Here is a 14009-nt window from a genome sequence, read left to right as displayed (position 1 = left end):
TTGAAAACCCTGCGCCTGCCGGACAACAACCGCCTGAGCTTCAACCACGACAAAGGGGGCCATCTCGCCACCGTCGAGCTCAATGGTGAGGTGCTCACCTCGCATCTCTTCAAGAGCGGTCGCGAGCACCAACGCCAACAAGGTCAACTGCTCAGCCATTACCATTACGACGACCAGCACCGCCTGCACGCCCACGCCGTTACGCAGCAGCAAAACTACCTTTACCAACGCCAATACGACTACGACACAACCGGCAACCTCACCCGCCTGCTCGATACCCGCAAAGGCCAGCACGACTATCGCTACGACCCGCTTAACCGCCTGACCCGCGCCGATCATTCGCAAGACGTGCAGGAACGCTTCGGCCACGACCCGGCCGGCAACCTGCTCATGCAAGACCGCCCCGGCCCGGACATCGTCGCGGCCAACCGCCTGGTGATCCAGGGCGACCGTCACTATGACTACGACGCCTTCGGCAACCTCATCCGCGAACGGCGTGGCAAGGGTCATCAAATCGTCACCGAATACCGCTACGACTGCCAGCATCGGTTGATTGGCTTCACCAAACCCAACGGGCAGACCGCAAGCTATCGGTATGACCCGTTTGGGCGACGTGTCAGCAAAACCGTGGATGGCGAGACCACCGAGTTTTTTTGGCAAGGCGACAAGCTGATTGCCGAGCACCATGCGGAACGCCATCGCAGTTACCTCTACGAGCCCGAAAGCTTCCGCCCACTGGCGCTGTTGGAAGGTTTCGGCCCAAAAGAGACCAAGCCCTACCACTACCAAGTCGACCACCTCGGCACCCCGCAAGAACTGACCGACACCGAAGGCGAAATCGTCTGGTCCGCCCACTACCGCGCCTACGGCCAGATCGCCCGGCTCGACGTAGGCAAAATCGACAATCCGCTGCGCTTCCAAGGTCAGTATTTCGACCAAGAAAGCAGCCTGCACTACAACCGCTATCGCTACTACAATCCGGATATTGGTCGCTACCTGACACCGGACCCGGTGAAGTTGGCGGGGGGGATTAATGGGTACCGGTATGTACCCAACCCTACGGGGTGGGTGGATCAGCTAGGCTTAAGTACGTGTCCAGGTGCAGATGGATGTAAGCCACATCAACATACTGAAACCTCCCACGGCCAGGCAAAGGTAGATGAGGGGGCTCCCTCGCTCCCCAGGTCAGATAAAAAAAGAGAATATCTATTCCGCGGGGATTTAAGAGAGCCAGATGAAATTTTTGAAAGCGGTTTTGAAAGTAGAGGCGCCAGCACAGACCTTTTCCTGCACACGTTGAATAATGCCAGCCCTCCCAGCAATTTCGTCCCTACTTCGACCTCAAGGAAACAAGCCTTGGTATTCGCTTCAAATTTTGGCTTCGAGGAAGGCTTTCTTTACACCCTAAGAAAAATCCCTGGAATAGACGTAAATAAAGCATTGGGCACACGTTCCAAACATAGAAACGAGTCAGAAATCGCAATCCCTGGACGAATAGATACCAAGGATATTTTAGGTGCATCGCCAGTCAACGAAGACGGTACTTTCAAGGGATACACGATATTGAACCCTAATAGGAAATACCCATGAAATCGCGTGAAATCACCATCATTAAAAACGGTATACGTGACAGCGCAGTGATCGAATACGAAGGAGGCAAGCCCACCCTTTATCTGTCGCTAAGCAATGGGACAAAAAAAACCTATACAGCGATGGATTTATACGACTGCTTCGGTGTATTGAGAGCGGATATGAAAGACACCGTTTTTCTTTGCAAAGGCGCAAAAATTAACGTTCATACATCAGGTATGTCCTCACATATGTCGAATGGTCTTATTGCTTACGAGCTAACACTGGGGCGGCCAGATGGGGAAGTTGTACATATATTTGCTCACGAGGAAAACGATCTCACCAGTGATATACAACAGCAGCATGATTTCTGCCAGCGATGGGCTGAATCGGTGCAGGTCTAGCGGATGCCCCGTGGCGACTAACCTCCTTTGCCACAGGGCTAAACACCGCCTTTAAATCCCCGCCAACGCCAAATCCATCGCAAAGTACGTAAAAATCAAATCAGCCCCAGCGCGCTTGATCGAGCCCAACGTCTCCCGCACTACCCGCTCCTCATCAATCGCTCCAGCCTGGGCACCGAACTTGATCATCGCGTACTCGCCGCTCACCTGGTACGCCGCCACCGGCAGGCGCGAGGCTTCGCGGATGTCGCGGATGATGTCGAGGTAGGCACCGGCCGGCTTGACCATCAGCGCATCGGCGCCTTCCTGCTCGTCCAGCAGCGATTCGCGCACGGCTTCGCGGCGGTTCATCGGGTTCATCTGGTAGCTTTTGCGGTCGCCCTTGAGCGCGCTGCCGCCGGCTTCGCGGAACGGGCCGTAAAGGGCCGAGGCGAATTTGGTGGAATAAGCCATGATGGGGATATGGGTAAAACCGGCGTCATCCAGGGCACGGCGGATCGCCTGGACCTGGCCGTCCATGGCAGCCGACGGCGCAATCACGTCAGCACCGGCGCGGGCAGCGGCGACGGCTTGTTTGCCAAGGTTGACCAGGGTCGCATCGTTGTCGACATGGGCACCGTGCATCACGCCGCAGTGGCCATGGTCGGTGTATTCGCAGAAGCAGGTGTCGGACATCACGATCATTTCCGGCACCGCGTCCTTGATGATCGAGGACATACGCGAAACCAGGCCGCGCTCCTTCCAGGTGTCGCTGCCATTGGCATCCAGGTGGTGGGACACCCCAAAGGTCATCACTGACTTGATCCCGGCACGGGCGTAGCGCTCGATCTCACCCGCCAACTTCTTCTCAGGGATGCGAACCACCCCCGGCATGCTGGTGATCGGCACAAAGTCGTCGATTTCTTCTTCGACGAAAATCGGCAACACCAGGTCGTTGAGGGTGAATTCGGTTTCCTGGAACAGGCCACGCAACTCCGGGGAGCGACGCAGACGGCGTGGGCGGGCTTGGGGGAACTGGCTGGTCATGGCTTTCCTGACTGGAGGCTAAATCGCTATGGCAAAAACGTTGGGGCGAAAGCTTATGCCCCCAAACCCTGGCAGTACAAATACCCAGGGGCCAATAGTGTATTGCGAGGCTCGTAACAATTCATTGATCTACAGCTGTAGACGGCCTTCGATGCACACTGCAACGGCACCCCCGACCCAGATCTCATCACCCAGGCGCTCGATGCGAATACGTCCCGCCCGGCCCATCGCCGTGCCTTGGCTGACCACATAGCGATCCGGCGCCAGGCCCTCGCCGAGCAGCCATTGGGCCACGCCGGCATTCAAGCTGCCGGTGGCCGGGTCTTCGGGGGAGCCGTCGCCGGCGATGAAGGCACGCACTTCAAACTGCGCATCGACCCCGTCGCGCACGGGATCACAGGGGGCAATCACGCCGACCGCCAACCCGAGCAGTTGTGCGTAATCGGGCTGCAGGTCCAGCACTGCTTGGCGATCAGCCAGCATCACCGCCAGCCAATCCGCACCGTTATCCACCCACTGGCTGCGGACAATAGCCTCGGGCTCCAGGCCCAATGCCAGGCGCACACGCTCCAGCAAAGGTGCCTCCAGCGGCCCGGCACGCAGCAACGGCGGCGCGATAAACGCCAGCTCATCGGCTTGGCGGCGGATACGCACCAACCCGATTTCGCACTCCTGAATGATCTCCTCCCCTCGCGGGACGCCACCGGCTTTGAGCCACGCGTGGCAACTGCCCAACGTCGGATGCCCGGCGAACGGCAGTTCCTTCAAGGTGGTGAAGATTCTTACTCGGTAGTCGGCCCGCGGATCGCGGGGCTTGAGTAAAAACGTGGTTTCACTGAGGTTGGTCCAACGGGCGAAGTCAGCCATCTGCTGGTCCGTGAGGCTATCGGCGCCCAGTACCACGGCCAGCGGGTTGCCTTTGAGCGACACGCTGCTGAACACATCCAGTTGTTTGAAATCGAAAGTCGGCATGCTTCAGCTCGGAATATTCAAGCCACGGATCACCGCCGGGCGAGCAACAAAGCCGTCCAGCGCGCGTAGCACATTAGGGAAATCGGCGATCCCCACCAGGTCGCCGGACTCGTAGAAACCGATCAGGTTACGAACCCAAGGGAAGGTGGCGATATCGGCGATGCTGTACTCGTCGCCCATGATCCAGGTGCGACCCAGCAGGCGTTTTTCCAGCACCTGCAGCAAGCGTCGGGATTCAGCGACGTAGCGGTCACGCGGACGCTTGTCTTCATACGCCTTGCCGGCGAACTTGTTGAAGAACCCTACCTGACCGAACATCGGGCCGATACCGGCCATCTGGAACATCAGCCATTGAAAGGTTTCATAGCGGGTGGCCGGGTCTTCGGACAATAGCTGACTGGTTTTTTCCGCCAGGTAAATCAGGATCGCGCCGGACTCGAACAATGCCAGCGGCTGCCCGCTCGGGCCGTTGGGGTCGATGATCGCGGGGATCTTGTTGTTGGGGTTCAGGGACATGAACTCAGGGGACAACTGGTCCTGGGTCTCGAAGCTGACCTTGTGTGCCTCATAGGGCAGGCCCAGCTCTTCGAGCATGATCGACACTTTGACCCCATTGGGCGTTGGCAGCGAATACAGTTGCAGACGTTCCGGGTGTTGGGCAGGCCATTTGCTGTTGATCGGGAAAGCGGCAAGTGCGTTCATAGAGAACCCCTGGACGGAAAGTCCCCATAATAGTCATCTGCCCGCCGTCATGCATGAGTCATCATTACGCAACATAGGCACGCTAGTCTGCCGCGCGGGCGAACCAAAGCGCCGATGTGCACTCTTACGTGCGCCGCCACGGTGAAAGGAAACACCTCTTTACAACGACACAGAAAAAACCGCAGGACGCCACAGGCGCCTCTGGGGCCGGGCGCGTCCGCCTTAATCCGAAGCACTAAGACTCGAACTTATAATGACAATCAAGCCTCTGTGCCTTGCGCAACGACTCAAACGTTATGCCTATATCCTGCCCTCCCTGCTGCTCCTGGGTGGCGCAATCGGTCTGGCCCTCGAATCCCCACTCAGCAGTGCCGGGCCGGTGGATGGCGTACAAACCCTGGTCTTCTTGCGCCACGGCGAGAAACCCGCCGGTGGCTTGGGCCAGCTCAACTGCCAGGGCCTGAACCGCGCGATGAACCTGGCCACGGTGCTGCCGGAAAAGTTCGGCAAAGCCAACTATGTGTTCGCCCCCAACCCGACCCGCAATGTCGAGGAAGGTGAGCACGACAACTCCTACAGCTACATTCGGCCGCTGATGACCATCAGCCCCAGCGCGATCAAACTGGGCCTGCCGGTGAACATCCAGTTTTCAGCCAACGACACCAGTGACCTCGCCGACGAATTGGTAGAAGACAAGTATCACAACTCGATCATCTACACCGCCTGGTCCCACGGCTACTTGCCGGAACTGATCAACAAGGTCGCCAGTGAAGCCACGGGTGAAAAACACACCATTACCAGCGATTGGTCGGGTAATGACTACGACACGCTGTATGTCCTGACGCTGACCTGGCACAACGGCAAGGCATCGCTGCTCAGTCGCAACTATAAGCAAGGCTTGAATAATGGCGAGCAGACCTGCCCGAGTGCGACCCAGGTCAGCACTGATACCTGAAGGTTGAACGACAGGGGCGTATGATGCCCGGCTATTGACTCACCTGCGGATCACCACCATGTCCAACCTTGCCTCCACCCAGCCCAAACGCGGCTGGTCGTTCTGGTGCAAACCGGCACTCTTCCTGCTCGTGGCCTGCATCGGCCTTTACTACGTGAAATGGTCGCCTTACTACCTCAAGGCGTTTGTAGCGGCCGACAATCACAGCATCGGCGCCTCGATTCTCAATGACCAGCAAAGCTCGCCCCTCGCGGCGGCGCTGGCGTATGCCCAGGTGTATTTCCTGGCGATCTGGAAAGCCGCCGTATTGGCCGTGATTCTCGGCTCGTTGTTGCAAGTGTTGATCCCCCGCGACTGGTTGCTACGCCTGTTTGGCCGTGCCGGGCTGGGCTCGACCCTGCGTGGCGGGCTGTTCGCGTTGCCGGGGATGATGTGCAGTTGCTGCGCGGCACCGGTCGCGGCCGGGATGCGGCGTCAGCAGGTGTCGGTAGGCGCCGCGCTGGCGTTCTGGATTGCCAACCCGGTGTTGAACCCGGCCACCCTGGTGTTCATGGGGTTTGTGCTGGGCTGGGGCTTTACCGCACTGCGACTGGTCGCAGGGATTGTACTGGTGGTAGGCGTGTCCCTGGTGGCGCAGCGTATTGCGCGCCCGGACCAGGTACCGGAAGCCGCGCTGGAGGCGGTCGCCGAAGTCAGCACGGTCGAGTCGCAGCCCTTTCTGGGGCGCTGGTTGCGCACCCTGTGGCAGCTGTTCTGGAGCACGATTCCGGTGTATATCCTGGCAGTGCTGATCCTGGGCGCAGCGCGAGTCTGGCTGTTCCCTCACGTGGACGGTGCGATGGCCAACAGCCTGGTGTGGCTGGTGCCGCTGGCGATCGTTGGCACGCTGTTCGTTATTCCTACGGCGGCAGAAATTCCAATCGTACAAACCATGATGACACTGGGCATGGGCACCGGCCCGGCAGTGGCCTTGTTGATGACCCTGCCCAGCGTGAGCCTGCCGTCACTGTTGATGCTGCGCAAGGATTTCGATGCGCGGGTACTGGTGACGGTGGCCGGCTTGACCATGTTGATGGGCGTGGTTTGCGGTTTGATCGGTGCCGCCATTCTCTGATCAGCGGGTGGCGTTGAGCGCTCTCTCGCGCAAATACGCCACCACCGCCCCTTGCTCCCCGGCGAACTCGATGCGCGCGCCTTTGTTCTCGCGCTGGAACGCGTACATCGGGTCGTAATACTCGCGCAGCAACCCTTCGATCCAGACCCGGTGCAAATCCACTGCACCACTGCGGGCCTGTTCCGCCAGCGCGTCCTGCAACACCGCTTGCAAGCGCTGGAAGCGCTCGCCGCCCAGGCGCTTGTGGATATTGGCCAGGCTCTGGGTCAGGCGCTCGGCGAACAGCGCGTGGCCGCTTTCACCAAATACACCCATAAACTCCGCGCACAGGTCGACCACATAGTCGCGCAGGATCCGCTCGACACGGCCTTCGACGCTGTCTTCCAGCCACACCATCGGAAACGTCTGCATCCCCTTGTGTAACGGCAGGGGCAGCGCGCAACTACCGATCATGCGGCTCTCGTCCTCGACCACAAACTGCTCGATACCGCCTGCGCGCTTTTTCAACAGGTCTACCGCCAGGCGGTTCTCGAAGTCGATAGTCGACGGCTGTGCCGTAGCACGCTTGCCGAAACTGGAGCCGCGGTGGTTGGCGTGGCCTTCCAGGTCCAGAGCGTTGTGCAGTTGGCCGAGCACTTCGGTCTTGCCGGTGCCCGTCATGCCACCCAGCAACACAAAATCACACTGGGCCGTCGCCTGCTCCAGCGTATCCAGCAGGAAGCTGCGCATGGCCTTGTAACCACCGCCAACCCGGGGATATTCGATCCCCGCATCGGTTTTCAACCATTGCTGCACGATCTGCGAACGCAGCCCGCCGCGAAAGCAGTACAAGTAACCGTCGGGGTTGGCCTGGGCAAACTGCGCCCACCGCTCGATGCGTTCGGCCTTGATCGCCCCGGACACCAACTCATGCCCCAACACGATCGCCGCTTGCTGGCCTTGCTGCTTGTAACAGGTGCCGACGCGCTGGCGTTCGTCGTCGGTCATCAGCGGCAGGTTGACCACCCCGGGAAACGCCCCCTTGATGAATTCGACCGGCGCGCGGGTATCCATCATCGGGCGGTCGTGGAGGAAGATGTCGCGGTAATCGGTGATGTCAGTTGCCATCAAAACACCTCTACCGCGTTGGTCTGTCGCTCAACCAGTTCGCCGATGGGCTCAAGGGCCAGGCCCAGCTCGGCGGCTACCGTGTGGAACTCGGCGTCGCCTTCCGGGGTGACGGCTATCAGCAGGCCACCGCTGGTCTGCGGGTCGCAAAGTACGCGCTTGTGCAGCTCCTGCACGCGCCCGAGCTTACTGGCGTAGCTGTCGAAGTTGCGCAAGGTGCCCCCGGGCACACAGCCTTGGTCCAAGTAATACTCAACCCCCGGCAGGCGTGGGACTTTTTCATATTCGATGCGTGCCGTCAGGCCACTGCCGTCGGCCATTTCCACCAGGTGACCGAGCAGGCCGAAACCGGTGACGTCGGTCATGGCCGTCACGCCTGCCAATTTGCCGAAGCGGCTGCCGGGTTTGTTGAGGGTGCACATCCAGTCACGGGCCAGGCCAATATCCGCTTCGCGCAATTTGCCCTTCTTTTCGGCGGTGGTCAGGATGCCGATACCCAGGGGTTTGGTCAGGTAAAGGCGGCAGCCGGCCGTCGCGGTGTCGTTACGCTTCATATGGCGTTTTTGCACGATGCCGGTCACGGCGAGGCCGAAGATCGGCTCCGGGGCGTCGATGGAGTGGCCACCGGCCAGCGGGATGCCGGCGGCGTCGCACACTGCACGGCCGCCACGGATCACTTCCCGGGCAATCTCCGGTGCCAGCACATTCACCGGCCAGCCGAGAATGGCGATGGCCATCAATGGGTCGCCGCCCATGGCGTAGATATCGCTGATGGCATTGGTGGCGGCGATGCGGCCGAAATCGAAGGGATCATCGACAATCGGCATGAAAAAGTCGGTGGTGGAGACCACGCCGCGCTCGTCGTCGATGGCATACACCGCCGCATCATCGCGCGAGGCGTTGCCCACCCACAGGTTGGGATCGAGGTTCTGCGCGCCGCTGCCGGCCAGGATCACTTCCAGCACCTGGGGCGAAATCTTGCAGCCGCAACCCGCACCGTGGCTGTACTGGGTAAGGCGAATCGGCTCGTTCATGGTGGACCTCAAACTATCAAGTGGGCCGATTCTAGCAGACAGCAAAAGGCCGGCTGAGCTCTGATGAGCATAGGTATCTACACAATTACCGTCGAACGCAGAATCTGTGACAAATCGGCTGTTGTGGCGAGCGGGCTTGTCCCGCGTTGGGGCGGAGCCCTAAGTGGCCGTTACCTAAATAACGGATATGTATGCGATCTGATCCCACATCCCAGTCGGCTGTCAGGCCGCCTTCGCGAGCAAGCCCGCTCCCACATTTGGATCGCGTTGTATCATTTAGAGAGTCGCTGGCAGTCAGGCCGCCACGGGAGCAAGCCTCCCTCGCCACAGATTCAGCGTCGCTCCGAAGTTGTGGAGATACCTATGCTCTGATGAGCGCAGCCGGCCTTTTGGTTCAGCCGTTACTGCCGGGCAGCCAGCAAACGCTTGTGCCGGTTACGCCGGGCGATGTTCAAGCATTCGATCACCGCCGAGAACGCCATGGCCGCATACACGTAGCCTTTTGGCACGTGGGCGCCGAAGCCTTCGGCGATCAGCGTCATGCCGATCATGATCAAGAAGCCCAGGGCGAGCATCACCACGGTTGGGTTGTCGTTGATGAACTTGGCCAAGGGTTCGGCCGCGACCAGCATCACGATGACCGAGACCACCACGGCGATGATCATGATCGGCAAGTGCTCGGTCATGCCCACGGCGGTGATGATGCTGTCGATGGAGAACACCAGGTCGAGCATCAGGATCTGGCCAATGGCTGCGGCAAAACCGATAGCCATGGTATTGCTGACGGTTTCTTTCTCTTCGGGCTCCGGGTCCATGCTGTGATGGATCTCGGTAGTTGCCTTCCACACCAGGAACAGGCCACCGGCGATCAGGATCATGTCTTTCCATGAAAACGCCTGGCCGAAGATTTCGAACACCGGCGCCGTCAACTGCACGATAAACGCGATCGTGCTCAACAGGCCCAGGCGCAACACCAACGCCATGCTGATACCGATGCGCCGCGCTTTGGCCCGGTGCTTCTGCGGCAATTTATTGGTGAGGATCGAGATAAAGATCAGGTTATCGATGCCCAACACGATTTCCATGACGATCAAGGTGGCCAATGCGACCCAGGCGGTGGGGCTGGCGGCCAGTTGTAAAAGATAATCCATAGGTCAGTCCTGACGTTGAGCGGGAAAATTAGGTTTCTTGGGTGTTCGATTCAGCTTCGTTGGCAGGCTGATCCTCTTTCTTCTGCGGGCTGATCAGACCTTTTGTCGCGTCACTCAACGCCTGTTGGGCAGCCTTGTGGGTGTCATCGATCGTTTGCTTGGCCGATTCGGTCGCCCTGTCCAGCACTTGTTGCGCGCTTTTCTCGACCTGGTCACAACCGCTGATCATCACCAATGAAAGCGCAAGCAACGATGCCACGCCCAGGGAATTGAGTTTCATGTGGTAGTCCTCGTTAGAACCCTTGGGTCCAAATAGTGGCCCCTCGATAGCGAGGCATTCTATGCAGGCAGACAGTTCAGGAAAATTCGTATTTTCCTCGCGTATACTTCGTTTTTTACGAAGTGTAGGCCGCCATGCTCAATTATCGACAACTGCATTACTTCTGGGTGGTGGCCAAGACCGGCAGCATTGTGCGTGCGTGCGAGCAATTGAACCTCACGCCCCAGACCATCAGCGGACAGATCAGCCTCTTGGAGCAAACCTTCGGCATTGCGCTGTTTCAGCGTGTAGGCCGCCAGCTGGAGTTGACGCAAGCCGGACGCCAAGCCCTGCCCTACGCCGAGCAGATGTTCCAGACCGGCAATGAATTGGAAGCGCTGTTACGCGCCCAACCCAATGAACAGCAGATCCTGTTCCGTGTCGGGGTGGCGGATGTGGTCCCCAAGTCCATCGTCTACCGGCTGATCGCACCGACCATGGAACTGAGCGAACCGATGCGCATCACCTGCCGTGAAGACAAACTCGAACGCTTATTGGCCGACCTGGCCATTCAGCGCCTGGACTTGGTGATTTCCGACAGCCCGATGCCTACACACCTGGATATCAAGGGCTACAGCCAGAAGCTGGGGGAATGCGGTATCAGCTTCTTCGCCACCCAGGCATTGGCTGACCAGCACACGGGCAATTTCCCACAGTGTTTGCAGGGGGCACCGTTGTTGATTCCGGGGGCCGAGACGGTGATACGCAGCCGTTTGCAGCGCTGGTTTGCCGAGCAGCAGATTCAGCCAAGGATCATTGGTGAGTTCGATGACAGCGCCTTGATGCAGGCGTTTGGCCAATCCGGCAGTGGGATCTTTATCGCCCCCAGCGTGATCGCCGATGAGGTGGTGCGCCAGTACGGCGTGGCGCTGATTGGCCAAACCGACGCGGTCACCGAGTCGTTCTACGCGATTTCGGTGGAACGCAAGGTCAAGCACCCCGGTATCGTGGCGATCACCGAAGGGGCAAGGCGCGCGTTGTTTACCGCGCTGCCTTGAGGGTTCAGGCGTTGGCCGGTGTCGGCTTGGCCGTCATCAGCCACAACGCGAGCAGGATCGACACCAGGATAAACCCCGACGCAGCAAAGCCCAGGCTACCCAGGCCGAGGGTGTCGATGACATGCCCGCCGACCATCGCGCCCAGGCCGATCCCCAGGTTGGCCCCGGCGATGTTCAGTGACGCGGCAAACGCGGGCGCATGGGGCGCCGCCTTCATCAACCGCACATGGCTGACCAGGAACATCGCCGCCTGGGTCACGCCCCACACGGCCATCGCTGCCGCCAGGCCGAGGGTGGAGTGAATAGCCGGCACCACCGCCACCATGCCGGCAATCATGAACCCGCAGAACACCATGGAAGCAATCAGCGGATGGCGATCCACTGCGCGCCCACCCAGGGAATTGCCGATCAGCCCCACCGCACCAAAGCCCATCAGGCACCAACCTACCAGCGTGCCGTCGAAACCCGCCAACCGCTCAAGGATGTCCGCCAAGTAGGTGTAGGCCGTGAACATGCCACTGAAGACCAGGATAGACAGCAGGATATGGCCTTGCATTACCGGGCTGCGCAGGATCTTGAATTGCGAGCGCAGCGTGGTCTGTTCGTTCTTCGCCTGTGTGACCGGCAGGTAGATAAGCAGCAGCAACGCCTTGGCCAGTGCAATGACCGCTAGCACGCCAAACGCGGTACGCCAGCCAAACGTATCGGAAATCAGCGTGCCCACCGGAATCCCGAACACCGTGGCGCAGACGATGCCGAAGCCAATTTTTTCAATCGCACGCCCGGCGAACTCCGGGCCGACGATGTCCACCGCGGTTTCACTGGCCAAGGCCCAGAACACCGGCAGCCCCAAGGCGGGAATCAAGCGCGCCAGGGACATGACCCAGATATTCGGCGCCAGTGCCGCGACGGTGTTGGCCACCGCGAACATGATCAGGATGGTGATAAACAGGCGCTTGCGCTGGAACCGCGCGCAGTACGCGGTCAGGAACGGCCCGAACGCGGCCACCGTGAAGGCAAACAACGTCACCAGCAGCCCAGCCTGGGACACACTGACATTCAAGTCCCGAGCAATCGACGGCAACAGGCCGACGATGACGAATTCTGTGGTCAGCACGGTAAAACCGGCAGCCGACAGCAGCAGGATAGGAAACAACATGAAAACTCCAGAAACAACGACATCAACGACTGCCCGAAGGGCCCGCTGACGGATAGGAAAGATAAGAGGCAGGAATCTTAACAGAGTCTGTCCGTATTCGGCCAAGGCCCGCCGAGCGGGTGACGGAATGCCGCACCGAACGGGACACGTACTACAGCATGTTAGACTTCGCGCCTACTTCCTACAGCACTTTATGCCTGCAATGCTGCGTCCTACTAAAAAAACTAGAGACAACTCTTTATGACTGCCGCCCCTTCCCTCTTTCAGCGACTGACACGCCTGAGCCTCGTCACGCAAATTGTCATCGGCTTGATCGCCGGTATTCTACTGGCCTTGCTGTTGCCCGAGGCGGCCAAGGCCACCGGTTTTATCGGCAAAGTGTTTGTCACCGCGCTCAAGGCCGTCGCGCCGATCCTGGTGTTTGTGCTGGTGATGGCGTCCATCGCCAACCACAAGCATGGCCAGGAAACCCACATCAAGCCGATCCTGTTCCTGTATCTGCTGGGCACCTTCGCCGCCGCCGTGGTCGCGGTCATTGCCAGTTCGCTGTTTCCGTCGACACTGGTGCTCGCTACCCATGACGCGACCGTGAGCGCGCCCGGCGGCATCGGCGAAGTGTTGCAAAGCCTGCTGCTCAGTGTGGTGGATAACCCGGTCAGCGCGCTGATGAACGCTAACTTCATCGGCATCCTGGCCTGGGCCATCGGCATGGGCATCGCCATTCGCCATGCCGGCGAAACCACCCGGACGGTGCTCGACGACCTGTCCAACGGCGTGACCCTGATCGTGCGTGTCGTTATCCGCTTTGCGCCACTGGGGATCTTTGGCCTGGTGGCCTCGACCCTGGCCACTTCCGGCTTCGGTGCCCTGCTCGGCTACGCCCACCTGTTGGTCGTGCTGATCGGCTGCATGCTGTTCGTGGCGTTGGTGATCAACCCGGCCATCGTGTTCTGGAAACTGCGCCGCAACCCGTACCCGCTGGTACTGATGTGCCTGCGTGAAAGCGGCATCACCGCGTTCTTCACACGCAGTTCGGCGGCCAACATCCCGGTGAACCTGGCGTTGAGCAAACGCCTGGGCTTGCATGAAGACACCTACTCGGTGTCGATCCCGCTCGGTGCCACCATCAATATGGCCGGTGCGGCAATCACTATCACCGTGCTGAGCCTGGCAGCCGTGCACACGCTGGGTATTAGCGTGGACCTGCCGACCGCCGTGCTGTTGAGCGTAGTGGCAGCAGTGTGCGCCTGCGGCGCATCGGGGGTGGCCGGTGGTTCGCTGCTGTTGATCCCCCTGGCGTGCAGCCTGTTCGGCATTCCCAGTGAGATCGCCATGCAGGTGGTGGCAGTAGGCTTCATCATTGGCGTGCTGCAGGACTCGGCGGAAACTGCGCTCAATTCGTCTACCGACGTGCTGTTTACCGCTGCGGCGTGCCTGGGCAAGGAAGCACACACAGCCTGAGTCATCAAAACAAAGCCCGACCGGTTCACTTCAGAACC

14 protein-coding genes are annotated in these 14009 nt (G+C 59.7%); 6 read left to right on the top strand and 8 right to left on the bottom strand.

Annotated elements, in window-relative coordinates:
* A partial coding sequence (locus M5B43_RS19745) for an RHS repeat-associated core domain-containing protein (protein WP_248751679.1) occupies positions 1-1590 on the top strand: 1590 nt, incomplete at its 5' end.
* Complete coding sequence (locus tag M5B43_RS19740; protein WP_248131287.1) at positions 1587-1973, top strand: hypothetical protein; 387 nt, start codon at positions 1587-1589, stop codon at positions 1971-1973. The genes M5B43_RS19745 and M5B43_RS19740, both read left to right, overlap by 4 nt.
* Before the next feature lie 51 nt (positions 1974-2024).
* Here the strand turns inward: M5B43_RS19740 and hemB are convergent, their stop codons facing one another.
* The 3 genes from hemB to M5B43_RS19725 all read right to left on the bottom strand — a co-directional run bounded on the left by hemB (position 2025) and on the right by M5B43_RS19725 (position 4673).
* On the bottom strand, positions 2025-2999 hold the full coding sequence (gene hemB, locus M5B43_RS19735) for a porphobilinogen synthase (protein ID WP_248751678.1): 975 nt from the start codon (positions 2997-2999) through the stop codon (positions 2025-2027).
* A gap of 129 nt (positions 3000-3128) precedes the next feature.
* The gene (locus M5B43_RS19730) at positions 3129-3971 is read right to left on the bottom strand and encodes a PhzF family phenazine biosynthesis protein (RefSeq protein WP_248751677.1); all 843 of its coding nucleotides are present in this window, start codon (positions 3969-3971) and stop codon (positions 3129-3131) included.
* Positions 3972-3974: 3 nt separating this feature from the next.
* The gene (locus tag M5B43_RS19725) at positions 3975-4673 is read right to left on the bottom strand and encodes a glutathione S-transferase N-terminal domain-containing protein (protein ID WP_248751676.1); all 699 of its coding nucleotides are present in this window, start codon (positions 4671-4673) and stop codon (positions 3975-3977) included.
* Positions 4674-4926: 253 nt separating this feature from the next.
* Here M5B43_RS19725 and M5B43_RS19720 point away from each other — a divergent pair, with 253 nt between their 5' ends.
* Together M5B43_RS19720 and M5B43_RS19715 are read left to right on the top strand one after the other, a co-directional pair.
* Entirely contained in the window at positions 4927-5628 is a 702-nt protein-coding gene (locus M5B43_RS19720; protein WP_248751675.1) for a histidine phosphatase family protein, read from the top strand.
* A 58-nt stretch (positions 5629-5686) separates the two neighbouring features.
* Positions 5687-6742 (top strand): permease, encoded by a 1056-nt coding sequence (locus tag M5B43_RS19715; protein ID WP_248751674.1) that lies wholly within the window; start codon positions 5687-5689, stop codon positions 6740-6742.
* Here the strand turns inward: M5B43_RS19715 and mnmH are convergent, their stop codons facing one another.
* The 4 genes from mnmH to M5B43_RS19695 all read right to left on the bottom strand — a co-directional run bounded on the left by mnmH (position 6743) and on the right by M5B43_RS19695 (position 10314).
* Positions 6743-7849 carry a tRNA 2-selenouridine(34) synthase MnmH gene (mnmH, locus tag M5B43_RS19710; protein ID WP_248751673.1) on the bottom strand — a complete coding sequence of 369 codons (1107 nt, stop codon included), beginning with the start codon at positions 7847-7849 and terminating at the stop codon, positions 6743-6745. It lies immediately after the preceding gene.
* Positions 7849-8883: a selenide, water dikinase SelD gene (gene selD, locus M5B43_RS19705; protein WP_248751672.1), complete on the bottom strand. Its 1035-nt coding sequence runs from the start codon at positions 8881-8883 to the stop codon at positions 7849-7851. Before selD ends, mnmH begins: the two co-directional genes overlap by 1 nt.
* Positions 8884-9284: 401 nt before the next feature.
* Positions 9285-10034 (bottom strand): TerC family protein, encoded by a 750-nt coding sequence (locus tag M5B43_RS19700; protein ID WP_248751671.1) that lies wholly within the window; start codon positions 10032-10034, stop codon positions 9285-9287.
* A gap of 28 nt (positions 10035-10062) precedes the next feature.
* Positions 10063-10314 carry a hypothetical protein gene (locus M5B43_RS19695; protein WP_248751670.1) on the bottom strand — a complete coding sequence of 84 codons (252 nt, stop codon included), beginning with the start codon at positions 10312-10314 and terminating at the stop codon, positions 10063-10065.
* Between the two features lie 134 nt (positions 10315-10448).
* Between M5B43_RS19695 and nhaR the strand changes: the two genes are divergently transcribed.
* A complete protein-coding gene (gene nhaR / locus M5B43_RS19690) occupies positions 10449-11351 on the top strand; it encodes a transcriptional activator NhaR (protein ID WP_248751669.1) in 903 nt (300 codons plus the stop codon).
* 4 nt (positions 11352-11355) lie between these two features.
* On the opposite strand, the gene M5B43_RS19685 is transcribed toward nhaR, so the two are convergent.
* A complete protein-coding gene (locus tag M5B43_RS19685) occupies positions 11356-12510 on the bottom strand; it encodes an MFS transporter (RefSeq protein ID WP_248751668.1) in 1155 nt (384 codons plus the stop codon).
* A 240-nt stretch (positions 12511-12750) separates the two neighbouring features.
* Between M5B43_RS19685 and sstT the strand changes: the two genes are divergently transcribed.
* Positions 12751-13971, top strand: coding sequence for a serine/threonine transporter SstT (sstT, locus tag M5B43_RS19680; protein ID WP_248751667.1), 1221 nt, complete (start codon positions 12751-12753; stop codon positions 13969-13971).
* The last annotated feature ends 38 nt before the right edge of the window (positions 13972-14009 follow it).

The organism is Pseudomonas sp. MWU15-20650 (assembly GCF_023242475.1).
Lineage (GTDB): Bacteria > Pseudomonadota > Gammaproteobacteria > Pseudomonadales > Pseudomonadaceae > Aquipseudomonas.
Note: the sequence above shows the minus strand (reverse complement) of the source record. Positions and strands in the feature narration are given on the sequence as shown.